The organism is Bacillus sp. ISL-39 (genome assembly GCF_018613295.1).
Lineage (GTDB): Bacteria > Bacillota > Bacilli > Bacillales > Cytobacillaceae > Mesobacillus.
In genome coordinates, this window is record NZ_JAGGQM010000002.1 from 478,845 (window position 1) to 501,719 (window position 22,875).

Annotated in this window: 24 protein-coding genes; all 24 read right to left on the reverse strand. The window is 42.3% G+C overall.

Annotated elements, in window-relative coordinates:
- Positions 1-11: 11 nt before the first annotated feature.
- Positions 12-1,277, reverse strand: a complete 1,266-nt coding sequence (gene fliY / locus J7E37_RS04195; RefSeq protein ID WP_215022915.1) for a flagellar motor switch phosphatase FliY — start codon at positions 1,275-1,277, stop codon at positions 12-14.
- Positions 1,264-2,265, reverse strand: coding sequence for a flagellar motor switch protein FliM (gene fliM, locus J7E37_RS04200; protein WP_215022657.1), 1,002 nt, complete (start codon positions 2,263-2,265; stop codon positions 1,264-1,266). The genes fliY and fliM overlap by 14 nt, the downstream gene beginning before the upstream one ends.
- A gap of 42 nt (positions 2,266-2,307) precedes the next feature.
- The gene (gene fliL / locus J7E37_RS04205; protein ID WP_214777158.1) at positions 2,308-2,736 is read right to left on the reverse strand and encodes a flagellar basal body-associated protein FliL; all 429 of its coding nucleotides are present in this window, start codon (positions 2,734-2,736) and stop codon (positions 2,308-2,310) included.
- Complete coding sequence (locus J7E37_RS04210) at positions 2,726-2,947, reverse strand: flagellar FlbD family protein (RefSeq protein WP_167831742.1); 222 nt, start codon at positions 2,945-2,947, stop codon at positions 2,726-2,728. The genes fliL and J7E37_RS04210 overlap by 11 nt, the downstream gene beginning before the upstream one ends.
- Positions 2,948-3,001: 54 nt before the next feature.
- Positions 3,002-4,183: a flagellar hook protein FlgE gene (locus tag J7E37_RS04215; protein WP_215022658.1), complete on the reverse strand. Its 1,182-nt coding sequence runs from the start codon at positions 4,181-4,183 to the stop codon at positions 3,002-3,004.
- A gap of 80 nt (positions 4,184-4,263) precedes the next feature.
- Positions 4,264-4,653 (reverse strand): TIGR02530 family flagellar biosynthesis protein, encoded by a 390-nt coding sequence (locus tag J7E37_RS04220; RefSeq protein WP_214777162.1) that lies wholly within the window; start codon positions 4,651-4,653, stop codon positions 4,264-4,266.
- 17 nt (positions 4,654-4,670) lie between these two features.
- Positions 4,671-5,300, reverse strand: a complete 630-nt coding sequence (gene flgD / locus J7E37_RS04225; RefSeq protein WP_215022660.1) for a flagellar hook assembly protein FlgD — start codon at positions 5,298-5,300, stop codon at positions 4,671-4,673.
- A 10-nt stretch (positions 5,301-5,310) separates the two neighbouring features.
- On the reverse strand, positions 5,311-6,549 hold the full coding sequence (locus J7E37_RS04230; RefSeq protein WP_215022662.1) for a flagellar hook-length control protein FliK: 1,239 nt from the start codon (positions 6,547-6,549) through the stop codon (positions 5,311-5,313).
- Positions 6,550-6,589: 40 nt separating this feature from the next.
- A complete protein-coding gene (locus J7E37_RS04235; RefSeq protein WP_215022663.1) occupies positions 6,590-7,183 on the reverse strand; it encodes a MotE family protein in 594 nt (197 codons plus the stop codon).
- 4 nt (positions 7,184-7,187) lie between these two features.
- The gene (fliJ, locus tag J7E37_RS04240) at positions 7,188-7,634 is read right to left on the reverse strand and encodes a flagellar export protein FliJ (RefSeq protein ID WP_214738175.1); all 447 of its coding nucleotides are present in this window, start codon (positions 7,632-7,634) and stop codon (positions 7,188-7,190) included.
- Between the two features lie 7 nt (positions 7,635-7,641).
- Positions 7,642-8,955: a flagellar protein export ATPase FliI gene (fliI, locus tag J7E37_RS04245; protein ID WP_214777718.1), complete on the reverse strand. Its 1,314-nt coding sequence runs from the start codon at positions 8,953-8,955 to the stop codon at positions 7,642-7,644.
- Complete coding sequence (gene fliH / locus J7E37_RS04250) at positions 8,955-9,725, reverse strand: flagellar assembly protein FliH (protein ID WP_215022664.1); 771 nt, start codon at positions 9,723-9,725, stop codon at positions 8,955-8,957. The genes fliI and fliH overlap by 1 nt, the downstream gene beginning before the upstream one ends.
- Positions 9,709-10,725, reverse strand: a complete 1,017-nt coding sequence (fliG, locus tag J7E37_RS04255; RefSeq protein ID WP_192470394.1) for a flagellar motor switch protein FliG — start codon at positions 10,723-10,725, stop codon at positions 9,709-9,711. The genes fliH and fliG overlap by 17 nt, the downstream gene beginning before the upstream one ends.
- An 11-nt stretch (positions 10,726-10,736) precedes the next feature.
- A complete protein-coding gene (gene fliF / locus J7E37_RS04260) occupies positions 10,737-12,332 on the reverse strand; it encodes a flagellar basal-body MS-ring/collar protein FliF (protein WP_215022665.1) in 1,596 nt (531 codons plus the stop codon).
- Positions 12,333-12,407: 75 nt separating this feature from the next.
- Positions 12,408-12,686: a flagellar hook-basal body complex protein FliE gene (fliE, locus tag J7E37_RS04265; RefSeq protein ID WP_251009484.1), complete on the reverse strand. Its 279-nt coding sequence runs from the start codon at positions 12,684-12,686 to the stop codon at positions 12,408-12,410.
- Between the two features lie 45 nt (positions 12,687-12,731).
- Positions 12,732-13,181 carry a flagellar basal body rod protein FlgC gene (gene flgC / locus J7E37_RS04270; RefSeq protein ID WP_215022667.1) on the reverse strand — a complete coding sequence of 150 codons (450 nt, stop codon included), beginning with the start codon at positions 13,179-13,181 and terminating at the stop codon, positions 12,732-12,734.
- A gap of 2 nt (positions 13,182-13,183) precedes the next feature.
- The gene (gene flgB / locus J7E37_RS04275) at positions 13,184-13,579 is read right to left on the reverse strand and encodes a flagellar basal body rod protein FlgB (protein ID WP_215022668.1); all 396 of its coding nucleotides are present in this window, start codon (positions 13,577-13,579) and stop codon (positions 13,184-13,186) included.
- A gap of 503 nt (positions 13,580-14,082) precedes the next feature.
- Positions 14,083-14,862: a GTP-sensing pleiotropic transcriptional regulator CodY gene (codY, locus tag J7E37_RS04280; protein WP_167831756.1), complete on the reverse strand. Its 780-nt coding sequence runs from the start codon at positions 14,860-14,862 to the stop codon at positions 14,083-14,085.
- 127 nt (positions 14,863-14,989) lie between these two features.
- Positions 14,990-16,396 carry an ATP-dependent protease ATPase subunit HslU gene (gene hslU / locus J7E37_RS04285; RefSeq protein WP_215022670.1) on the reverse strand — a complete coding sequence of 469 codons (1,407 nt, stop codon included), beginning with the start codon at positions 16,394-16,396 and terminating at the stop codon, positions 14,990-14,992.
- Between the two features lie 19 nt (positions 16,397-16,415).
- On the reverse strand, positions 16,416-16,958 hold the full coding sequence (gene hslV, locus J7E37_RS04290; RefSeq protein WP_041964480.1) for an ATP-dependent protease subunit HslV: 543 nt from the start codon (positions 16,956-16,958) through the stop codon (positions 16,416-16,418).
- Between the two features lie 20 nt (positions 16,959-16,978).
- Positions 16,979-17,881: a tyrosine recombinase XerC gene (xerC, locus tag J7E37_RS04295; protein ID WP_215022671.1), complete on the reverse strand. Its 903-nt coding sequence runs from the start codon at positions 17,879-17,881 to the stop codon at positions 16,979-16,981.
- 60 nt (positions 17,882-17,941) lie between these two features.
- On the reverse strand, positions 17,942-19,249 hold the full coding sequence (trmFO, locus tag J7E37_RS04300; protein WP_214777186.1) for an FADH(2)-oxidizing methylenetetrahydrofolate--tRNA-(uracil(54)-C(5))-methyltransferase TrmFO: 1,308 nt from the start codon (positions 19,247-19,249) through the stop codon (positions 17,942-17,944).
- Positions 19,250-19,552: 303 nt separating this feature from the next.
- Entirely contained in the window at positions 19,553-21,628 is a 2,076-nt protein-coding gene (gene topA, locus J7E37_RS04305; RefSeq protein WP_214777187.1) for a type I DNA topoisomerase, read from the reverse strand.
- A gap of 369 nt (positions 21,629-21,997) precedes the next feature.
- Positions 21,998-22,852: a DNA-processing protein DprA gene (gene dprA, locus J7E37_RS04310; protein WP_214777188.1), complete on the reverse strand. Its 855-nt coding sequence runs from the start codon at positions 22,850-22,852 to the stop codon at positions 21,998-22,000.
- Between the last annotated feature and the right edge of the window lie 23 nt (positions 22,853-22,875).

The window sequence follows — 22,875 nt, forward strand, 5'->3', positions numbered from 1 at the left end:
CCCCCTGAAGATTATTTTAATTTTTTAATGCGATCGCTCTGGCTGATTATATCAGTAACACGGACACCAAAATTCTCATCAATCACTACTACTTCTCCCTGGGCAATCAATCGATTGTTAACCAGGATATCGACTGGTTCTCCAGCGAGCTTGTCCAGTTCGATAATTGAACCTGATCCGAGCTCAAGGATGTCTCTTACTGAGCGCTTCGTCCTGCCCAGTTCAACTGTCACCTGCAGCGGGATATCAAGCAGCATATCCAGGTTCTTTGTTTCCGCCGGCTGCGGCTGTGATGATTCAAAGCTGGAAAATACTGCTGGCTGAACCGTAGGCTGTGCGCCAGTCATCACATTGCCAAAGTGCTGTGATCCCGCAGGCATCGGCTGAGAATAGCCTTGTTGTTGCGGAACGTTTTGATAGGCTGGCTGCTGATAATAAGCCGGCTCCTGATGTCCTTGATATTCCGGCTGTTGCACTGGCTGATAATGGGCATTATTTTGGTTTTCCTGGATAGGATTAACTTTGCTTTGTTCAACCGGATGACTTTGCGGGATAGCTGGTGCCGGTTTTTCCGGTACTGCCTCCTGGGCTGCTCCTGGATTCAAGAGTTCGTCAACCAGACTTTTAGCGAATGTGACTGGCAAAAGCTGCATAATATTTGAATCTATTAAATTGCCGATTTTTAACGAGAAAGATACCTTCACCAAAATATCATCCTCAGGAATCGATTCAGTGCCTTCACCTTCAATGACATTCAACAGATTGATATTGGGAGGTGAAATATCCACTCTTTTGCTAAAGACTGTCGACATGGAGGTAGCCGCAGATCCCATCATCTGATTCATTGCCTCTTGTACGGCACTCAGCTGGATTTCGTCCAGTAAATCCCTTGGGTTTAATCCATCACCGCCCAGCATTAAATCTGCTATGATTGCCGCGTCATTCTGCTGGATGACAAGCATATTGCTGCCGGTAAAACCTTCTGTGTAATGAACCTGTACGGCCACATAAGGATCTGGAAATGCATCTTCCAATTTTGATTTATGCACCAATGAAACCGTAGGAGTATTAATTTCCACCTTCTGGTTCAATAAAGTTGATAGTGCAGTGGCTGAACTGCCGAATGATATATTGCCTATTTCTCCTAACGCATCTCTTTCCATGAAAGAAAAATAGTCATCCACGTTTATTGCACTTTCTGTTTCTTCTGCTTCCTCAGAGGTTCCTCTTAGAAGCGCATCAATTTCATCTTGAGATAACATGTCATCGCTCACCATCATCGTCTCCCCCCTTGAATGTATCAAACACTTGAATGGCTAACTTTTTGTTCAATTTCCCTGGCTGTCCAACAAATTTAGGGATCTCTCCGACTTTTATCAGTAAAGGCTGGTCTATTTGCTGATTCAGTTCAATTACATCGCCGATATCAAGCATCAGGAAGTCCTGGATCGAGATTTCAGACGAGCCCATTTCCGCTGTAATTGAAACATCAGCCTTTTGGATTTCACTCTGCAGTACTGAATTTTCGATTGGCAAGCTTTGTTTCTTATCGGACTGCATCCAATATTTCACTGACAATTTAGGAATGATCGGCTCCAGTACTACATGCGGTATGCATATATTAATCATTCCGCTTGCTTCTCCGATCGTAGTGTTCAAAGAAATCACCACGACGGTTTCATTTGGCGAAACCATCTGCAAAAATTGCGGATTGATTTCAAATTCCGAAAGCTGCGGATCGATATCGGAAATCGAACCCCATGCTTCCTGGAAATTTTCAAATGCTTTCTCAAACATATTGGACATGATCCTGGTTTCGATTTCTGTCAAGCTATCGACTTTATTATGGCTTGCCCCTTTTCCTCCAAGCAGCCTGTCCATCATAGCGTATGCAATGTTAGGGTTGACCTCCATCAGGATCCTGCCCTCCAGTGGTTCTACATCAAATACATTCAAAATCGTCATCTTGGGAATGGACCGGATGAATTCCTCATAGGGGATCTGGTCAGCAGACGCGACACTGATGTTTACATATGTCCTTAACTGGGCGGAGAAAAAAGTAGTCAATAACCTGGCAAAGTTTTCATGGATTCGGGTAAGGCTGCGGATTTGATCTTTCGAGAAACGTAAAGCTCTTCTAAAATCATAAACTTTAACCCTTTTTTCTACTTGTTCTTTCTTTAATTCATCCGCATCCATTTCTCCTGTTGATAATGCTGATAACAAAGCATCAATTTCGCTTTGCGACAATACATCTCCCGACATGCTCCTCACCTCCATATAGTTACGGTAATTTAATTCAATCTGTTATTGGAGGAGAGAACCTGTTATGTAGACCTTTTTGACCTTTCCGTCAAGCATCAGGTCATTTATCTTCGTTTTCAGGACTTCTTCAAGGTTCATCTTGCCTTCCTTGCCTTGCAGCTCTTCTGCCTTTTTCTCGGATAGTTCATAAATAATCAGGTTTTTCACCTGAAAATCTCTCTTTTCCAGCTCTTCCTTCGCCTTTTTGCCGTCTGTTTCAATTTTAAAAGAAATTTTTATAAAATCATTTGATGCAAGGTTCGTTGTTACCTCGGGAATGTCTACGGAAGCCTCCAGCACCTCATCGATGCTTGGCTCTTTTTCACCATCTTCAGCTGTAAGCTTCATAACCGCTACAACTGCGATCGTCCCTACAAGCAATATGGCTACCAGCATGACCGACATAATCATTACCAGTTTATTATTCTTCATGATTCAGTTCCTCCAACATTCGCCCTCCAAGAAGGCCGACACTCTGATAAAATTCCTGGATCAATTTGCTCACTTCGTCTTCACTTTCCCTTACGACATACTTTCGTCCATTGGTTAAGGTAATTGTTGTGTCCGGAAAAGCTTCTACTACTTCGATAAATAATGAATTAATCCTAAATGATTTACCGTTTAATTTCGTTACTTTAATCACAATAATTCACAGGGGCTAAAAGGATCTCCCTTTCAGCCCTGCTCCTCTCCTAGTCTATCGTTTTAGGTTAATCAATTCTTGAAGAATTTCATCAGAGGTTGTAATGATTCTTGTATTTGCCTGGAAACCACGCTGAGCCGTGATCATTTCCGTGAATTCTTCTGATAGATCTACGTTAGACATTTCGAGTGCTCCGGATGCTATATTTCCATACCCATCCCCTGGAGTACCAATATTTGCTGTACCTGAGTTAACTGAGTCCTGAAACATATTATTACCTACTTTACTAAGCCCTGCTGCATTACTGAATTTGGCTAGAGCTAGAACACCCAGAGTTTCTACTCGTCCGTTTGAGAAGACACCGCTGATTTCACCTGTTTGACCAATGCTGAAGCTTTCTATTGCACCTTGGGTGGTTCCGTTAGGTGAGAATAGAGCATTCAGGTTCCCAGCATTTGAAGTAACGTTTCCAAGTAAAATATCTAGGGGAATTGGCTCACCAAGGGCTGTTCCATCATCAACAGCTAATGTACCATTTTCATTAGTAATCGCCCCATCCTTTATTGTAATGACCAAATCAGTTAAAGAACTTTTAGATCTATCTTGAAGTGTAATTTTCCATTCACCTGAAGTTCCTGTTGATTTAACACTTAACTCAATTGTATGTTCCTCACCATCACTATCAACTACCTTTATTTGTTGAAGCTGCTCAGTGTCACCAGCAACTCCAGTTGGGAAGTTCCCATCAATTTTCAACTCGGTTGACTTCTGGGCTGGCAAAATAGAATTTACATCCACTTTAATATCCTCAAGAACCCCATTATTGTTCGATTGAACTTTATATCCATCACCATTAACAAGTGTCCCTTCCTCATCAAGATAGAAGTTACCTGCCCGAGTGTAGAACTGTGCATTTCCTTGCTTAACAACAAAATAACCATCACCTGAAATTGCCAGGTCAAGAGATCTTCCTGTTGTCTGCAAGCTTGATTGTGTATCAATCGTATCTATTGTTGCAATAGTGGAACCTAGTCCTACCTGCATAGGATTTTTTCCACCCTTTCCGTTTTGTGCAGCACTAGCACCGGAAATGGTTTGATTCATTGTGTCCTTAAAAGTAACACGGCCCTTTTTGAAACCGTAGGTATTTACATTGGCAATATTGTTGCCGATTACGTCGAGTTTTGTTTGGAAGTTTTTCATTCCACTGATTCCTGAGTACATTGAACGAAGCATTATTTAAAACTCCTTTCGATTTGGGGGCTGCTTCAATCGGTCCACAGCCCAGGCCTCCGTAAAGGTCCAGCCTATTTATTTTAATTTTCCATGACGATCGTTCCATTTATATTGGTGAATATTTGTTCTGCTGCTTCCTGCCTGCCCATGGCTGTAATGACCGTGTTGTTTTTCGCGCTGACAATCAGCGCCGCGTCTTTCAGCAGAACAAGTGAATCACTCACGCCTTTGGCTTTAGCCTGACTAACTTTTTCCTCAATCCTGTTCCAGCGCTCCTGGGATATGTTAATTCCTCGCTGCTCCAATCGTTCAGTTGCATGCTTGCTTATGGTCAGTCCATTCTTTGATTCGATTGCACTCTGCAATTGCAAGGAAAAAGGTGTTTGTGTTAACTTGTTAGCATTCGCTGGTTTTTGGTGATTCCTGTTAACAGGCAGTGAATGAATTGGACGGAACTGCGTCTTATCCATTACATCACTTCCTTATGTTATTGAATTTTTGTAATCTGTGAAGAAATGATGCTTGTGTTATTCTCATCGTCCAGCAAATAAGATGTCTTTCCATTTTTAAATGAAACAGACAGGACATTAGCAGATTTCTCTTGGTTATTTTCATCAAGATAGGTAATGGTCTTTCCAATCAACATGCTCGCCTGCAGCATATGATTTTCGCTTGATAACTCATTGATCTGCGAAATATTCGCTGGTTCCAGGGTCGTGCCGTCCTCAAGTACAAAAGAAACGGTATCTTCCTTGAACTGGACTGTGGCAACTTTTCCATTTCCTTGTTTAACGGTTTCCTCACCATTTGCACTTTCAATCTTGTGCCAGGTAATATCCTTGCCCACAAACTGGCTATAGGAAATCATTTTGTTTTGCTGTTCAGCCTGCACAAAACGGTCGATTGATTTTCCCATATTCGTGATTTGCTCAAGTGTCGAAAATGTTGCCATTTGTGCTATGAAATCTTTATCCTGCATCGGATTCAAAGGATCCTGATTCTGCAGCTGGGTCATCAGGATTTTCAAAAAATCATCTTTTCCGAGAATATCCGAACCAGCTTTCCTGTCCTTTTGAAGATTGGACAGCAGATAAGTAGAATTGATTGTATTCACCATTGTCTATCTCCTAAGCTTCAGTATTTAGCAGTGCCTCTTCAAAGGAGAGATTAAAATCCCCCTTTTCGTCTTTCTTTTCTTGCTGCCCTCTGTCTGACTGTCTTTGCTGCTGCTCTGAATCCTTGTTCAGGAACCGTTCTTGCTGGGCCTGCTGCTGAGTCACTTCAATCCTGTCAACCGAAAGGTTCTGCGCAGCAAATGCCTGTTTCAGCCCATTAATCTGTGATTCGAGCGTTTCCTTTGCCGTACCAGAGGTGGTTATGATTCTTGCCATCATTGTTTGGTCCCTCTGGAAAAGTTCGATCCGGATGCTGCCCAGGTGCTCAGGGAATAACTTGATGAATAATTTTTGTGTTCCACCACTGTTCATAAAATGCGATTTTGAAAGGATTGATTCAAACTGCTTCATTAATTGATCAGCTGAAACTGGCCTTTCTGGGCTGTTCATCGTTAACACCAGCTGTTCAGCCTTGGTCATTTGTGGCAGGAAACCAAGTGTTCCTGTTGGACCGTCCGTCTTTAAAACTGAGCTATGGTCAACTAAACTATTACCCTCCGAAAAGATTTTTTTCGAACCAAGGTTTAGGTCGCCAGCTAACTGGGTAAATCGTTTTTGTAAATAATCGGTAGTTGAATTGGTGTTGTTTGTTCCCAAAAGGTTCTTTAATGCTTCACCGAGACTTTTCAAAGATTCCTTTATAGAATCAGAGTTTTTAAAACCTTGACCATCAGCATATCTGGACATTAATTCATATAGCTTCAGTGCCTTTAAGGCTTGTACATCACTTTGGTCTAACTTCACCAATAGTTCATCCGCAGGCTGATTGGCTATCCCTGTTAATAACACCGAAATGGAAGCCAGCAGCTCTTCATCAGAGGCATTCGCCAATTTTTCTCCATCAGCACCGGACCACTTTTGAATAAAAATTTTCAATTCTTCATTATTGATCCCAAGTTGTGACAGCACCTTGTTTAATAGACCTCCAGAATCTGAATTCAGCATATCCAGAAGCTTCATCCCATCTTCCAGCTCTAAAAGGTCCGATACGTTGATTAATTCTGCCAGCGAACTTAGTTTCTCAAGCATTTCTCCATCTTTATCTGCTTCAGTTGCTGCGGCTTGATTGGTTTTCCCCGATAAAACTGTTAACATCAACCCGGCAAAACTCCCATTTTTTTCTGTCTTATCAGGTACTTGCTGCTTTCCCGCGGCAATGGTATTAAAAAAACCAAGACCACCAATTTCCATTTTTTTCACCTCCTCTCAAGTTTCGTGGAATTAACTAATTTCAGTTCGTTTCGTTCGTCAGTAATTCTGTATACTTAGCTGCTTCTTCGGCTGGGAGTTTTTCCATAATGGCAGCTAGTGATTCCGGCTTGATATTTGTCAGAATCTTAACTGCTTCGTCCGTGTCCATATTGGAGATAATCGGTGCCGCACTCTTTGCTGACATCGTTTCATACGTTTTGACGATTTCCCGGAATGCTCGCTTGTTTTCTTCCTGGATCGCAGTCAATTCCTCTATTTGTGCCTGCAGCTGTGCTTTTTCCAGTTCCATACGTTTCAGCTGTGTATCCTTGCTGTCGATTTTCGACTCCAGTTGTTCCATTTTTGCTTCCCGGTCTTTAATTTCTGCTTCAAGGCTGATGATATTCTTTTCAAATTCCTCGGTGGACGGCTGGTTCTCTTCACTCACATACTGAGAAATGAATGGTACTTTTCCGCCAATGTCCTTCGCAGTTTCAAAAATATTGATCCCCAGTATCGAAAGAGCAACCAGAGCAATAACAACTGCAAACATGCTTGGGATGGCAACCACCATCAAAAACCAATGGAACTTATTTTCTTCTTGACTTTCCTTTTCCTCCACTTTCTGCGCCATTCGATCACCTAATTTCCCGGTTCATGTATTGCTGAATCGAGACTTCGTCCATCATCCTGCTCTCTGCATATTTTTCAGCTGCAAGAAATTGAAGATGGTCTTTCTCTTTGATTTTTTCGTACTTTTTTACTTCTTGATTTTTTTCCATCAGCTTCACTTGTTGATAGTTCATGATATTTCTAGCGTTCATCACGACTTTTTGATAGTGAGCAATCGATTTTTCCAGATTCCCGATAAATTGTTGATGGTGTCGTATTTCCTGAACTGGCAAACCATCCAGCAGCCGGTCTGATTGGAAACACTCAATGTCCTCTTTTTTCTTCAGCAGATGATAGAGTCGGTCAGCAGCCTCTTCGAATTTTTTGACTGAATCCTGGTAAACGACTTGAGCTTCGTCCACTTCTCTCGTTTTGAGTGAAAGGATCTTATCAAACTTGAATTGATATCTCATTGAACCATCAACCTTTCCTTACCAGTTGCAATAGAGCCTGGACACTCTCATTTATTGAAACTTTTTCATTGGTTCCTTGTTTTAAGAAATTAAGGATTTGTGGATATCTCATAATTGCTTCGTCTATTTCCACAGATGTGCCTTTTTTATATGCGCCGATATTAATCAGATCCTCAGCATTGATATAGGTACTTAATAATTCCCTCAATCTTTCTGCTGCTTTGACATGATCATCGGAGACAATATTATTCATGATTCGGCTTATGCTTTTTAACACGTTCACTGCCGGGTATTGGCCTTTATTGGCTAAGTCCCTGTCCAATACAAAGTGGCCATCAAGAATTCCCCGCACCGTGTCGGCGATCGGCTCATTCATGTCATCACCATCTACAAGCACAGTATAAAAGCCTGTTATTGATCCAAATTCATTTGTCCCTGTCCTTTCGAGGAGCCTCGAAAGGATGGCGAAGACGGAAGGAGTATAGCCTTTCGTGGTAGGTGGTTCGCCAACTGCCAGTCCTACTTCCCGCTGGGCCATCGCTACCCGTGTAACAGAATCCATCATCAGCATGACATTCAAACCTTTGTCGCGAAAATACTCTGCGATGGCTGTTGCCGTATAGGCACCTTTAATCCGCATCAATGCAGGCTGGTCAGAAGTTGCGACAACCACAATTGAACGTTTTAACCCTTCCGGCCCCAAATCACGTTCTATGAATTCCCTGACTTCCCGGCCACGCTCACCAATAAGTCCAATAACATTCAGGTCTGCGTTAGTATTTCTCGCAATCATTCCCAGCAACGTACTCTTCCCGACACCACTTCCGGCAAAAATCCCAACACGCTGGCCGCTGCCGACTGTGAGCAGGCTGTCAATCATCCGGACTCCAACTTCGATTGGTTCTGAGATTGGCGGCCTGCTCAAAGGGTTGGGCGGATCTTGTTCTGTTGGAACGGATGCCAATCCTTTTGGCAGGCTTGATTGGTCGAGCGGAACCCCCAGAGAATCAACTACTTTCCCGATCAAACCAGGCCCAGCTTTGATTTCAAGCGGTTTCATTGTCGTTTCAACCAGACTTCCAGGTGATATATCATGAATGGATGTATACGGCATCAAAATGACATTTTCATCTTGAAAGCCGACAACCTCGGCCTGTATTTTCCGCTTTTTCTTAGTGCCAACATGGATAAAGCACACATCACCTATTGAACTTTCAGGACCTTGGGATTCAATCATCAAGCCGATAACTCTTTTTACACGTCCGTAACGTTTAAAACTATCCACAAAGTCGACATGTTCCAATAAATCCTCGGCCTTCATCATTGTTCACTCTCCAGCATTTCAAACAGCTTAATTTTGATTTCCTCCAATTGGCTGTCTACACTTGCGTCAATCCTGCCATTTTCTGATTCTATGATGCACGAAGTCTCCTCAAGCTCATCATCCGGGTAGATATAAAAATCAATATCCTTTGGAAAGATGGCAATCAGTTCTTCTTTTTGAGAAAGCAGGTCCTGGTAATGTTTTGGATGTACATGCAGCTGAATATCCTTATAATCTCTGGAGTTTTTTAATGCTCTTTTTACCAGGGTAAGGAAACCTTCAGCTGCTGCTAGTTTTTCACCAAGTATCTTCCCTGCAATTTTCACTCCGAGATCAAGAATGACCTTTTCTGCTGATTCAATATGATTCTGGTAATCCCGTTTCGCCGCTTCAACTGTTTCCTGAGCAAACAGGATTGTTTGACGATATTCTGCATAACCCTGGTTTTTGCCTTCTTGATAGCCTTGCTCAAAACCAAGCTGCCTGGATTCTTCGGCTAAGAGGGAACTTTGCTGCTCCCATTCTTGCTTCTCCAGGTAGATTTGCTGACGGATCTGCTCTGCTTCTTCAATGGCCCTGGACACAATGTTATCTGCTTCTGCTGCCGCATTATCCAGGATCCTCCTTCTTTCATCTTCTGTATGAGTGAATACCTGTGGATCCTCATGTTGATTTGATGCTTCCAACATCCGGATGGAAATGACCTTTTTTTCTGCAGGCAAGGTACTGGTGTATTGAGATTTGATGAGCCTAGACAATAATATCATCTCCCCCGCCACGGGCAATGACGATTTCACCGGCTTCTTCCAGACGTCGAATAATTGCTACAATCCTGGACTGGGCTTCTTCGACATCCCGCAGTCTTACAGGACCCATGAATTCCATTTCATCCTGGAAGGTTTCAACCATCCGCTTAGACATATTTTTAAAGACAATTTCTTTCACTTCATCACTTGATACTTTAAGAGCAAGCATGAGATCTTCATTTTCACAGTCTCTGATAACACGCTGGATTGCCCGGTTATCAAGTGTGACAATATCTTCGAACACGAACATCCGCTTCTTGATTTCCTCTGCAAGCTCTGGATCCTGGATTTCCAGGGCATCAAGAATCGTGCGCTCGGTTGCACGGTCCACTCCATTCAATACATCAACAACAGCCTCAATACCGCCAGTTTGCGTATAGTCCTGAGTAACAGTTGCAGAGAGCTTCCTTTCAAGAATCTGCTCCACCTCATTGATGATTTCTGGTGATGTGCTGTCCATCACGGCTATGCGCCTGGCGATATCAGCCTGGACATCCTGTGGCAGTTCAGATAAAATCTGGCCTGCTTGTGCCGAGTCTAAATAAGAAAGTATAAGAGCAATTGTTTGCGGATGCTCATTTTGAATGAAATTGAGAATTTGTCCGGCATCCGCTTTTCGCGCAAAATCAAATGGCCTCACTTGCAGTGATGAGGTCAATCTATTGATAATCACTGCGGCCTGATCGGTTCCCAGTGCTTTTTCCAATACCGTTTTAGCGTAGCCAATTCCACCTTGTGTGATATAATCCTGTGCCAGCGCGATACTGTGGAACTCTTCCAGAATTTCTTCCTTTGCCATCGAGTCCACCTTCTTCACACCAGAGATTTCAAGTGTAAGTTTCTCGATTTCTTCTTCACTTAAATGCTTATAAACTGAAGCCGAAACATCTGGCCCTAGCGAGATCAGGAGGATTGCAGCCTTCTGTTTTCCTGTTAATTCTTTTTGGTCTTTCCTCACCATTGGTCCTCCTCCTAATCCTCAGAAATCCATGTTCGCAATAATTTCGCGAAATCCTCTGGCTTTTCTTTCGCCATTTTTTCCAGCTGCTTTTTCTTCATTGTCCCCTCTGTCTCAAATTCCTTGTTCACATCAGGAACACGGATTTGCTCATACTTTTCTTCCATTACATATTCTTCTTCTTCAACTGCATTCTTCCTGGATCTCATGAATAGAAGCAGCAGGATTACGATTGCGGCGAGCAACAAACCTCCTACAAGATATATCCACCAAGGCAGTTTTTCTACAACGTTATTCTCGAATGTAACCTTTCCATTGAACGGCTGCACAGATACAACGACCTTGTCTTCTATTAACTCATCGGTCAGCTCCGTTCCAAGAGCATCCTTATCAATCGTTGTCCTGACAATCGTGCCAAGGATTCTTGTAATATCTTCTACTCTTTCCTGCGGCAGTGAACTTTCGTCATCCGGTGTCGGCGGTTCTACCATGACCTGGATGCCGAGGTCTCTCACCTTGTATGGGCTTTCGGTAATTTCCTTGCGGATCCGGCTGACTTCATTATTTATTGTTTCTTCGACTCTTTCATAATCGCCATTACCATTTGCACCCTCCAAGTATTGGGATCCGGTCGTTTCACCGGGATTGCCTCCCTCAGGAATCCCACCGGCCTGGCCGGCGTTCCCTGTGAAAGTTTCAGTAATCCGCTGGGCGCTGATTGCGATTCCTTCCATATTTTCTTGATCAACAGGCTCTACGATGTTTTCTTCTCTGTTTTCCTGGGTAAAGTCTATATCGGCAGTTACTGAAACGACTACTTTGTCGTGACCCATAAGGGTTCCCAGCATATTTTGCACTTGTCTTTGGACGTCTCTTTCAATCTGCTGTTTAATCTGATGCTGGGACGCAAAAGATGCCCCACTGGAATTATTTTCATTTTTTAGATCAAAGTACTCAAAAAACTGATTCATGATGACGATATTATCTGTAGGAAGGTTCGGTACACTTTTAGCCACTAAGTGATACAGTGCGCTTATTTGGTCTTCCTTGAATTGATAGCCTGGGCTTGTATTTAGTACGATGGAAGCCGATGCAGGCTGCTCATTATCGCTAACAAAAATCCCTTTTTCAGGAAGGTTAATCATTACCTTAGCATCGTTTACTCCATCGATCCCCTTCATCAAATTCGCCAATTCTGTCTGCATTGCTTCAAGCTTCAGAACAAAGAACTCATTGTCTGTCATACCCATTCCAGCATTTTGGCTAAAAAAGGTATAATCGATGCTGCCCGACTTAGGAATCCCTTCAGCCGCAAGCTCGACTTTTAAGCTGTCAACTGACTCTGCCGGTACCAGGATCGTTTTCCCGCCATCGGCAATCTCGGATGGTATGCCTCTGGCATCAAGGCTCTCTTTGATGCTCCCTGTCTCAGCAGGTGATAGATTGCTGTAAAGTGGCTCAAGAGAGGTCCTGGTAGTGAAATAAGCTGTAAGGACGGCAACTATTAGAACAAAGAAAATAGACGCACCAAGACCGATTTTTTGCTTTCTGGTGCGCCCTTGCCAGAAATCCTTCATTGTATGTATATACTTTTGAACGGTTTCTTTCATTTCAATCCCCCGGTTATTAAGTCTCTTCTTTTTATACAGCTAATAACCGATCTAATCTTAGTTTTTAGCTAATTATTAAACTTGCATTCTCATCATTTCCTGATATGCTTCAACCACTTTATTCCTGACTTCCATTGTAGCCTGCAGTGTAATGCTCGCCTTTTGGCTTGCAATCATTACCTGATGAAGGTCAACATTTTCCCCACGAGCCAATTTATTTGTCATCGCATCTGACTGAAGCTGTGTGTTATTTAAATTTTCAATAGATTGCTTAAGTACGGACGAAAAACTTTTTTGTGCTTCGTATGGTGTATGTGTGGGAGTAGACACTTTTGTTTGAAATGGTTGGACCATTTGGCTGACAGAATTAATCCCAGCTGAGTTCATTTAGTTATCTCCTTATTTACCGATCTCAAGGGCTTTCATCATCATACCCTTGGAAGCGTTAAAAACTGTGACATTGGCTTCATAAGAACGAGTAGCGCTTATCAAATCCACCATTTCCCTTAAAGGATCTACATTCGGGTAAGCAACGTATCCTTCTTGATCAGCATCAGGGTGTTCAGGATCATATACCGTCTTAAGCGGATTTTCTCTGTCCTCTACAATTCTTGATACTTTAACCCCATTTCCTGCCCCGGCTCCTTCTGTTTTCCCCATTGCTCTATTAAGGAATGAAGAAAAGTTTCCTTCTTTAGGTTCAAGGACAACCATTTTCCTCCGGTATGGCTCTCCATTTACCCCTCTTGTCGAATCGACGTTCGCCATATTCGAAGAGATGACATCCATCCTGAGGCGCTGGGCAGTCAACGCAGAAGATGTTGTGTTCATGCTATGAAACATGCTCATTCTTACTTACCTCCCCTAATGACTGTTTGGAGAGAGTTGAATTTCCCATTAATCCTCTCAGTCAGCGCATTATAGTAAATTTGGTTCGTAGCCAGGTCGGCCATTTCTTTATCCAAATCAACACTGTTCCCATTTTCGTTATAATTCACATACGGCTTATTAACGACTCCAGGCAAACGGCTCGCCCTGCTGCTGAATTCATAATGCCGGGCGTCAGATCTATTTGCTTGAAAGGATTGCCCCATAACATCCCCGAACACAGCCTTAAAGGAGACATCCTTCGCTTTATAATTCGGTGTATCAACATTCGCGATATTCTGCGAAATGACTTTCTGCTTCGCCGAAGAATAGTTCAACGCATGTTCGAGGGTTGATACTGTATTTGAAAACAACTTCAATTTTTGCACCTCGCAATTGCCACACTGGATTATTTTGCTGGATTTTGTAATTCTTTGCTGAATTTCGTCATTATATTCCTAATTGTAAAGAATCTGAAATAATCTGTCTATGTACTTTCGGTTAATTTTTATCATGCATAATGCTCATTTTTCAAAATAGGCTAAAAGACCTATCAGTTTACTATTTTTTATATTTTTATTAATTCACACCAGATTTTTGTAAAGTTTTAAAAAAAAGATGGGAATAACGATGTAAAAATTGGTTGGTTTCTAAATTGCTTAAGGGTTAAAATACCTAGATTTCTTTATCCTTTTTCCATTATTTTCTTTATCGAAATCATTAGTTTTCGTGTGATAGAAGGAGGGGTGTAAAAGAATCGCAATAAATTTGTAACATTGTGCAGTTGACTCCTTTTGCTTTTGGTTGTTTATTACGTGTATCCAGATGGTCTTTAACATAAAAAAAAATCCGCTGAAGATCAGCGGACTTTTTTATTCTTTATTTAGTTGCTCTTAAGCTTTTCAAGTTCAAACAGGAACTTGTCATTTAAAACCTTGATATAAGTTCCTTTCATTCCAAGGGAACGGGACTCGATAACGCCTGCGCTTTCCAGCTTGCGCAGTGCGTTGACGATTACAGAACGAGTGATGCCGACTCTGTCAGCGATTTTTGAAGCTACAAGCAAGCCTTCTTTTCCGTTCAGTTCTTCGAAGATGTGCTCAATCGCTTCAAGTTCACTATAGGATAGAGAACTGATTGCCATTTGTACTACAGCTTTGCTGCGAGCCTCATCTTCAATCTCTTCAGCCTTTTCACGAAGGATTTCCATCCCTACCACGGTTGCGCCATATTCTGCAAGAATAAGGTCATCATCGTGGAATTGTTCCTCAAGACGGGCAAGTATCAGTGTACCCAGGCGCTCACCGCCGCCGATGATCGGCACGATCGTTGTTAACCCGTTTTTGAAAAGTTCTTTGTTTTCAACAGGGAATGCTGTATATTCACTGTCCACATCCAGGTTAGGTGATGTCTCCTGGATATTGAAAAGATTCTTTGTGTATTCTTCAGGGAATTGGCGGTCTTCAAGCATTTTTACCATGCGCTCGTTTTCAATCTGCTGATTGATTCCTACGCCTAAAAGTTTCCCTCTGCGGCTGACAACAAAGATATTCGCTTCGATGACTTCGCTTAGCGTCTCTGACATTTCTTTAAAGTTTACCGGTTTGCCGGCAGCTTTTTGGAGCAGGGCATTAATTTTTCTAGTTTTTGATAGTAAGTCCATTGATTCTTCCTCCTATTTGCGTCAAACAATATTACATTTATTTTAATTTCTGGCTAGTTTCAATACTTCAGCACAATAGGCAGCCTTTATTTGTCTACCCTATTGAGTATGCATTAAAACGATACCATTATAATATGAACTGGCTTAAATCTTTGTTTCTTGAGATAGCGCCTAGTTTTTCTTCTACATATTGCGGAGTGATCGCTACCTTCTCCAGATTGATGTCTGGAGCTTCAAAGCTGAGGTCTTCCAGCAGCTTCTCAAGGATCGTCTGCAGCCTTCTGGCTCCGATATTATCCGTATTCTGGTTTACATCATAAGCGACTTCTGCTATCTTACGAATAGCATCGTCAGAAAATTCAATTTGTATACCTTCAGTTTCCAATAAAGCTTCGTATTGCTTTGTAAGCGCGTTATCAGGCTCAACAAGAATCCTGTAAAAGTCTTCAACTGTCAGCTTAGTCAGCTCTACCCTGATTGGGAAACGCCCCTGCAATTCAGGTATCAGATCAGAAGGCTTTGCCATATGGAATGCACCAGCAGCGACGAATAAGATATGGTCTGTTTTTACAGGACCGTATTTCGTGTTAACAGTCGACCCTTCCACAACAGGCAGTATGTCCCTCTGAACACCTTCACGCGAAACATCAGCACTGGATCCTCCAGAATTCTTGCTGGCAATCTTGTCAATCTCATCAATGAATATAATGCCTGCCTGCTCTGCACGAAATGTAGCTTCCTGAGTTACCTCATCCATATCAATCAGCTTTTGGGCCTCTTCATTGATTAATACCTTCCTCGCTTCACGAACAGGAAGCTTTCGTTTCTTGAGCTTCTTCGGAACTAAGCCACTTAAAGCATCCTGCATGTTCATTCCCATCTGTTCCATTCCCGAGCCCTGGAGCATGTCAAACATGGAAGGTGCTTGTTCCTCGACTTCGACCGTTATCAGCTCATCCTCAAGCTCACCATGATCGAGCTTTTGCTTGATAATTTTACGCTTTTCAAATAACCCTAAGTCTTCTGATTGAGTAGACTCTTGTTCGGGCTGCTGCTGGCTGCCACCGAATAACATTTCTAGCGGATTTTTGTAATTGACGGATTTTTTCGCTGAAGGGACCAGCAGTTCAACGAGACGGCGATTTGCGTTTTCTTCTGCCGGTTCCTTTACACGCTCCATTTTTTCCTCTTTCACTAGCCTGATTGAGGTTTCAACAAGATCTCTTACCATTGACTCGACATCACGGCCAACATAGCCGACTTCAGTGAACTTTGTCGCTTCGACCTTGACGAAAGGAGCGCCTACCAACTTAGCCATTCTTCTGGCAATCTCTGTTTTACCTACACCAGTCGGACCAATCATCAGGATATTTTTCGGGATGATTTCATCACGGATATTTTCAGCGAGCAAGCCGCGGCGATATCTATTTCTGAGAGCAACTGCAACAGCTTTTTTAGCATCCTTTTGGCCGATAATATACTGATCCAGCTTTTCCACGATCTGCCTTGGAGTTAAACTTGTCGTTTGTTTCACACTCAACACTCCTTTTCCGTTACAGTTCTTCCACGATAATATTGTGGTTTGTGTAAACACAAATGTCAGCAGCAATTTCCAATGAAGACTTCGCGATTTCTTTCGCTGTTAAATGTTCCCCAGCATATTGTTTTAATGCACGGCCTGCAGATAAAGCATAATTCCCTCCAGAACCAATCGCAAGAATGCCATCATCAGGCTCAATGACTTCCCCTGTTCCGGAAATAAGAAGCATATCAGTTTCATTCAATACAATCAACATTGCTTCAAGTTTCCTGAGGACTTTATCACTTCTCCATTGCTTAGCTAGTTCGACTGCAGCTCTTTGGAGATTTCCGTTGTATTCCTCGAGCTTGCCTTCAAACATTTCAAACAGGGTGAATGCATCTGCAACTGAACCGGCAAATCCTGCAATTACTTTACCATTAAACAACTTTCGAACCTTCTTAGCTGTGTGTTTCATCACTACAGCATTCCCAAAGGTCACCTGGCCATCGCCTGACATTGCGCATTGGCCCTTATGTTGAACAGCAAATATCGTTGTGGCATGGAACTCTGACATTCCTTCGTCCTCCTTTTGGCTTACGCCCTCGGATGATGTGACATATAAATATTGCGCAAGTGCTCTTTCGTAACATGGGTATATACTTGCGTTGAAGACAGGAATGCATGACCCATTAGTTCCTGTACTGTCCTCATGTCTGCTCCATTGCTCATCATATGTGTAGCGAAAGAATGGCGCAGTTTATGGGGATGGATTTTCCCTGTCAGGGCAGACTTTTCAATCAGTTTATTCAAAATTTCCCTGATTCCTCTGTCCGTAAGAGGGCCGCCACGGAAATTTACAAATAAATGGCCATGATCGTCCTTATCCTTCAGAAGGTCTGGTCTTCCATTTTTTATGTAGTCTTCAATCGCATCCTGAGCAAAACTTCCGAAAGGCACATATCTATCCTTTTTCCTTTTTCCATGGATTAAAACTGTAGAAAGAGATAAATCTATATCCTTCAGAATGATTTTACAGCACTCACCTACACGGATTCCTGTAGCGTAAAGCAGTTCCAAAAGGGCTTTGTTCCTCTTTCCGATCGCGGTTTCGGTTTCACAAACTTTAAATAGCTGGGAAAGTTCCTCTTCATAAAAAAAGTCTGGCAGCCGTTTTTCCAGTTTCGGGATGGATACGAGGGAAAATGGGTTATCCCCGGCTATTTTTTCACGAAGCAAGAACTTGTAAAAGCTGCGCATACACGAAATCCTTCGGGCGACTGACTTCCTGGAAAGCTGCTGGTCAAATAATTTTGTCAGGTAAATCCTTGTATCAGCATACTCAACTTCATCCAGGCTGGTCAGGCCTTGTTCAGACATGAACAAAAAAAATTCCCTAATATCATGTTGATAATGTTCAATTGTATATTGTGAGTAATTTTTTTCAATTTGTAAATATTCAATAAATAAGTTTAAAGAATTGTTCACATTTGCTTCCATCTTGTCACCTCACAAGGGCTACTAAATAGTATCATATTTATATAGCCCTAGCAATAGAAATTACAAATTTTTCACAAATTTCTGAATTGTTTCCAGTGCTCTGGAAGCATGCTTCTCATTGCGTTCCTGCTTAGCCTTGATTCTTTCGGGAAGATCAGGGAAAAGCCCGAAGTTTGCATTCATAGGCTGGAAGTTTTTCGCGTTAGTCGTTGTTATATACCTGGCCATGCTGCCCATTGCTGTTTCATGAGGGAATTCCACTGGCTCATCACCATTTACAAGACGGGCAGCATTAATTCCAGCAATCAGTCCGCTTGCCGCTGATTCAACATAACCTTCAACACCTGTCATTTGTCCCGCAAAGAATAAGTCTTCTCTATTCCTGAATTGATATGTTGCTTTTAATACCTTAGGTGAGTTGATAAAGGTATTACGATGCATGACACCGTAACGGACGATTTCAGCGTTTTCCAGTCCTGGAATCAGTTGAATTACTTCCTTTTGTGGTCCCCATTTCAAATGAGTCTGGAAGCCCACAATATTATAAAGTGTTCCAGCTGCATCATCCTGGCGGAGCTGTACGACTGCATAAGGGCGTTTTCCAGTTCTAGGGTCCTCGAGCCCAACCGGCTTCATCGGTCCGAAAAGCATTGTCTTTCTTCCTCTTTGACCCATGACCTCTATTGGCATACAACCCTCAAAAAAGATCTCTTTTTCAAATTCCTTAAGAGGAACTGTTTCAGCAGAAATCAACGCTTCATAAAAACGGTCAAATTCCTCCTCTGTCATCGGACAATTTAGATAAGCTGCTTCGCCTTTGTCATATCGGGATTTAAGATAGACCTTGTCCATGTCGATGCTGTCTTTCTCGATAATTGGGGCTGCCGCGTCATAAAAATATAGATATTCTTCCCCTGTCAGCTCCTTAAGCTGCTGGGAAAGCGCCTGGCTTGTCAGTGGCCCCGTCGCAATAATGGTTGGACCTTGGGGAATTTCAGTGATTTCTTCATTAAATACTGTAACATTGGGATGTTCCTTCACGCGGCTTGTTACATGCGCAGCGAACTCGTGCCGGTCTACTGCCAAAGCTCCCCCTGCCGGAACAGCACATGCGTCCGCTGCTGAGATGATGACAGAATTCATGTTCCTCATTTCTTCCTTTAGAACACCAACAGCGTTAGTTAAAGTATTAGCTCTCAAAGAGTTGCTGCAAACCAGCTCAGCGAATTTATCAGTATGGTGTGCCGGGGTCTGTTTAACCGGTCTCATCTCGTATAAGTTCACCTTGATGCCTCTTTCAGCAAGCTGCCATGCAGCTTCACTTCCGGCCAAACCGGCACCAACGACATTTACAGTAGCTTCAGTCATTTCAATTTCCTCCAGTAGCTATTAGAAATATTGTTTGTTGAAAATCCAATTGCCTTGTCTGATCCATATCTAAACAGGCAAAGTAAAAGCATCAGCCTTTTCAAAATAATTATTATAACACTTGCCTTGACATAAAGCTTCTATTATATACTCAACCTTATTTACTTTACCCTGATACTTGTATCATTTTGCACTTACATTTACGAAAAGAAAAGAAAAAAGTTTCAAAAAAGAAAAGCGGAAGCGTCTTGGTCAGCCCCGGTAACACCTTTACAAAGATAAAGAGTGAGCCATTGGCTCACTCTAGCTTTGTGGTTCCTCTTTATAGTCGCATTCCGTACACTGAACCTGAACACCCTTTTTGAGCTTCTTTTCAACTAGCATATTTTCGCATTTAGGGCATTTCCTTGCAAGTGGTTTATCCCATGATAGGAAATCGCACTCCGGGAAACGGTCGCAGCCGTAAAAAATCCGGCGTTTTTTGCTCTTGCGCTCAATGATATTGCCTTCTTCACATTTGGGGCATTTAACCCCGATTTCCTTAACGATCGCCTTCGTATTCCTGCATTCCGGGAAATTACTGCAGGCCATGAATTTGCCGTAACGGCCCATTTTAAATACCATAGCGGAACCGCATTGATCACAATCTTCTCCGGCGGGTTCATCCTTGATTTCGATTTCCTGCATTTCCTTTTCTGCTACTTGGAGATGCTTTTCAAAATCACGGTAAAATTCGTCAATGACGTTGACCCAATGGATTTTTCCATCTTCAATATTATCGAGGTTCTGCTCCATTTTGGCGGTGAACTCGAGATCCAGGATTTCCGGGAAGAATTCCAGCATCAGCTCATGGATTACTTCACCAAGCTCAGTCGGCACGAACCGTTTATTATCAAGTGATACATAGCCTCTCTTCTGGATTGTATCCAGTGTTGGCGCATATGTTGATGGTCGGCCAATCCCCATTTCCTCTAGCGTCCTGACAAGCCTTGCTTCTGTGTATCTTGGAGGAGGCTGGGTAAAGTGCTGCTTCGGTTCGATCTCTTTCTTCGTGACCTCGTCACCTTCCCTCAGGTCAGGAAGGAACTTATCCTTTTCTTCCACCTGGTCATCCGAACCTTCTACATAAACCTTCATGAACCCCGGGAATTTGACCTTTGAGCCTGTCGCGCGGAAAGTAACCTCTCCATTCTTCAAATCAACGCTCATCGTATCCATGATCGCAGGAGCCATCTGGCTTGCGACGAACCGTTCCCAAATAAGTTTATAAAGCCTGTACTGATCCCTTGAGAGGAATTCCTTTATCTTCTCAGGAACCTTCATTGTGCTGGTTGGCCGGATTGCTTCGTGAGCATCTTGAGCATTGGATTGCTTCTTCTCTTTCCTGGCCTCTGTCTGTATGAAATTTTCTCCATACTCACTTGTGATATATTCCCTTGCTTCTCCTTGTGCAACTTCAGAAATTCGCGTGGAGTCCGTTCTCATATACGTAATCAAACCGACTGTTCCTTCTTTTCCGAGATCGATTCCTTCATAAAGCTGCTGGGCAAGCATCATTGTCTTTTTGGCTCTGAAGTTGAGCTTTCGGGCTGCCTCCTGCTGCAATGAAGAAGTGATGAAAGGCGGTGCAGGATTACGCTTTCGTTCTTTCTTCGTCACCGACTCAACAGTGAATTTATTCCCCTTCACTTGCTTAAGGATATTTTTGACATCTTCTTCAGATTTCAACTCAGCTTTTACTTTGCCAATTCCATAAAAAGAAGCTTCAAATGAATTTTTGCCTTTCAGGAATTCAGCACCGATTGTCCAATATTCTTCTGGAACAAACGCAGCGATTTCCTTCTCACGGTCAATGATCATCCTTAAAGCAACTGATTGCACTCGCCCTGCACTCAGTCCCTTCTTGACCTTCTTCCAAAGCAGCGGGCTGATATTATATCCTACTAGTCTGTCCAGAGCTCGGCGTGCCTGCTGGGCATCTACGAGGTCCATATTGATTGCCCGTGGATGTTTAAAAGATTCCTTGATGGCATCCTTTGTAATTTCATTGAATACAACCCTGCAGTCCGAATGGACATCCACGTCGAGACTGTTGGCCAAATGCCAGGCAATCGCTTCCCCTTCTCTGTCGGGGTCAGCCGCGAGGTAGACTTTCTTTGCCTTTTTAGCGGCAGTTTTCAATTCCTTCAGTACGGGCCCCTTGCCTCTGATCGTAATGTACTTAGGATTATAATTATTTTCTGTATCGATTCCCATCTGGCTCTTAGGCAAATCTATCAAATGCCCCATAGAGGCTTTCACTTTATATTTTTTTCCCAGGTAACGCTCAATCGTCTTTGCCTTTGCAGGCGATTCAACGATGACTAAAAAATCCGACATCCAATTGTCCTCCTTAGAGGTATAAAATTACATTAATTATTATCAAGTTATCCTAAAGTTGTCAAATCAACCATTGTAAGTAAACGGTTTCATCTCTTTTAGAAATTTTAAAATACCTGATGCAAAATGTATACTAGATTGAAAATTATTTCAACCTTTTTGATGTAAAATTTCATTCAAATATAAAAATAACTTGCTGAAATTGTATATTTCCGAAACTTTTTCTTACTTTTTCTATCATATCCATCCTTTACAATTATTGCTGCAGCCTAGCACTATATCATTCTTTGTCCGTCTCTCTCTTTGATAAACCTCATACTTAAAAAATTTAAAATTGGCTTTTTTTGCATTTTATACGATTATCCCCCATTACATACCAAGTTCCTCTAAAATATCCTCAGAACATTTGACCAGTTTAGCTCCTTGCTGGATTAAATAATGGACTCCATCGGAATCAGGAGTCAAAATACTTCCAGGGACAGCAAAAACATCCCTGCCCTCATTCAATGCAAAATCCGCTGTAATCAGTGAGCCGCTCTTTTTTCTTGCTTCAATAACAAGTGTCCCCCCTGAAAGACCGCTGATAATCCTGTTTCGCATCGGAAATTGCCATTTCGCCGGGATTGTTGCTGGTGGATATTCGGACAGTACGAGTTGTTTTTCCATCATGTACTCTGCCAATTTAACATTTTCCTTAGGATAAAGATTGTTAAATCCTCCAGCTATGACACCTATTGTTTTCCCGCCCAGTTTTATGGCTGCTTTATGAGCATGGGCATCGATCCCCCTTGCAAGACCACTTACAATCTGTATGTTCTTCTCTATTAATGAGGGAAATAAATAATCGATCGCTTCTATGCCATATGATGAGGCGTTCCTTGAACCAACAACAGCAAGGCTCATCGGGTTCTTTAACAAAGATAAATCTCCCCTGGCAAAGAGAATCCAGGGTGGCTGATAGATTGTCTTAAGCTTAATAGGATATTCGGGGTCAAAAATAGTGATCAGGTGAATTTTCTTTGAGGTGTAGTCATTGAGCAGTTTATCGATGGAAATAAATTGATGGTCTCTGTTGACTTGTTGCGCTTGAGGATTGATAGAGGAATACATTGAAGTATTATAATCAGCTAGTACAGTATTTGCTTTAAGTGCAGAATAAATAGTTTTCCAACTCGCATTTCTGCTATGGACAAGACGGATTAGTTTCATTTTCAATTCATCCATTTGCTTCCCCCTGGGATTAATAA

Bases quoted from the DNA above. Each gene is read 5' to 3' on its own strand.
- topA (WP_214777187.1), bottom strand. From the start codon at position 21,628: ATGTCGGATTTTTTAGTCATCGTTGAATCGCCTGCAAAGGCAAAGACG.
- codY (WP_167831756.1), bottom strand. From the start codon at position 14,862: ATGGACTTACTATCAAAAACTAGAAAAATTAATGCCCTGCTCCAAAAA.
- fliF (WP_215022665.1), bottom strand. From the start codon at position 12,332: ATGAAAGAAACCGTTCAAAAGTATATACATACAATGAAGGATTTCTGG.
- xerC (WP_215022671.1), bottom strand. From the start codon at position 17,881: ATGGAAGCAAATGTGAACAATTCTTTAAACTTATTTATTGAATATTTA.
- fliH (WP_215022664.1), bottom strand. From the start codon at position 9,725: ATGATATTATTGTCTAGGCTCATCAAATCTCAATACACCAGTACCTTG.
- fliY (WP_215022915.1), bottom strand. From the start codon at position 1,277: ATGGTGAGCGATGACATGTTATCTCAAGATGAAATTGATGCGCTTCTA.
- dprA (WP_214777188.1), bottom strand. From the start codon at position 22,852: ATGGATGAATTGAAAATGAAACTAATCCGTCTTGTCCATAGCAGAAAT.
- fliE (WP_251009484.1), bottom strand. From the start codon at position 12,686: ATGGTCCAACCATTTCAAACAAAAGTGTCTACTCCCACACATACACCA.
- fliI (WP_214777718.1), bottom strand. From the start codon at position 8,955: ATGAAGGCCGAGGATTTATTGGAACATGTCGACTTTGTGGATAGTTTT.
- flgC (WP_215022667.1), bottom strand. From the start codon at position 13,181: ATGAGCATGTTTCATAGCATGAACACAACATCTTCTGCGTTGACTGCC.
- fliL (WP_214777158.1), bottom strand. From the start codon at position 2,736: ATGAAGAATAATAAACTGGTAATGATTATGTCGGTCATGCTGGTAGCC.
- J7E37_RS04220 (WP_214777162.1), bottom strand. From the start codon at position 4,653: ATGGATAAGACGCAGTTCCGTCCAATTCATTCACTGCCTGTTAACAGG.
- J7E37_RS04235 (WP_215022663.1), bottom strand. From the start codon at position 7,183: ATGGCGCAGAAAGTGGAGGAAAAGGAAAGTCAAGAAGAAAATAAGTTC.
- fliG (WP_192470394.1), bottom strand. From the start codon at position 10,725: ATGGTGAGGAAAGACCAAAAAGAATTAACAGGAAAACAGAAGGCTGCA.
- trmFO (WP_214777186.1), bottom strand. From the start codon at position 19,249: ATGACTGAAGCTACTGTAAATGTCGTTGGTGCCGGTTTGGCCGGAAGT.
- flgD (WP_215022660.1), bottom strand. From the start codon at position 5,300: ATGGTGAATACAATCAATTCTACTTATCTGCTGTCCAATCTTCAAAAG.
- J7E37_RS04215 (WP_215022658.1), bottom strand. From the start codon at position 4,183: ATGCTTCGTTCAATGTACTCAGGAATCAGTGGAATGAAAAACTTCCAA.
- hslV (WP_041964480.1), bottom strand. From the start codon at position 16,958: ATGTCAGAGTTCCATGCCACAACGATATTTGCTGTTCAACATAAGGGC.
- J7E37_RS04230 (WP_215022662.1), bottom strand. From the start codon at position 6,549: ATGGAAATTGGTGGTCTTGGTTTTTTTAATACCATTGCCGCGGGAAAG.
- fliJ (WP_214738175.1), bottom strand. From the start codon at position 7,634: ATGAGATATCAATTCAAGTTTGATAAGATCCTTTCACTCAAAACGAGA.
- fliM (WP_215022657.1), bottom strand. From the start codon at position 2,265: ATGTCGGGAGATGTATTGTCGCAAAGCGAAATTGATGCTTTGTTATCA.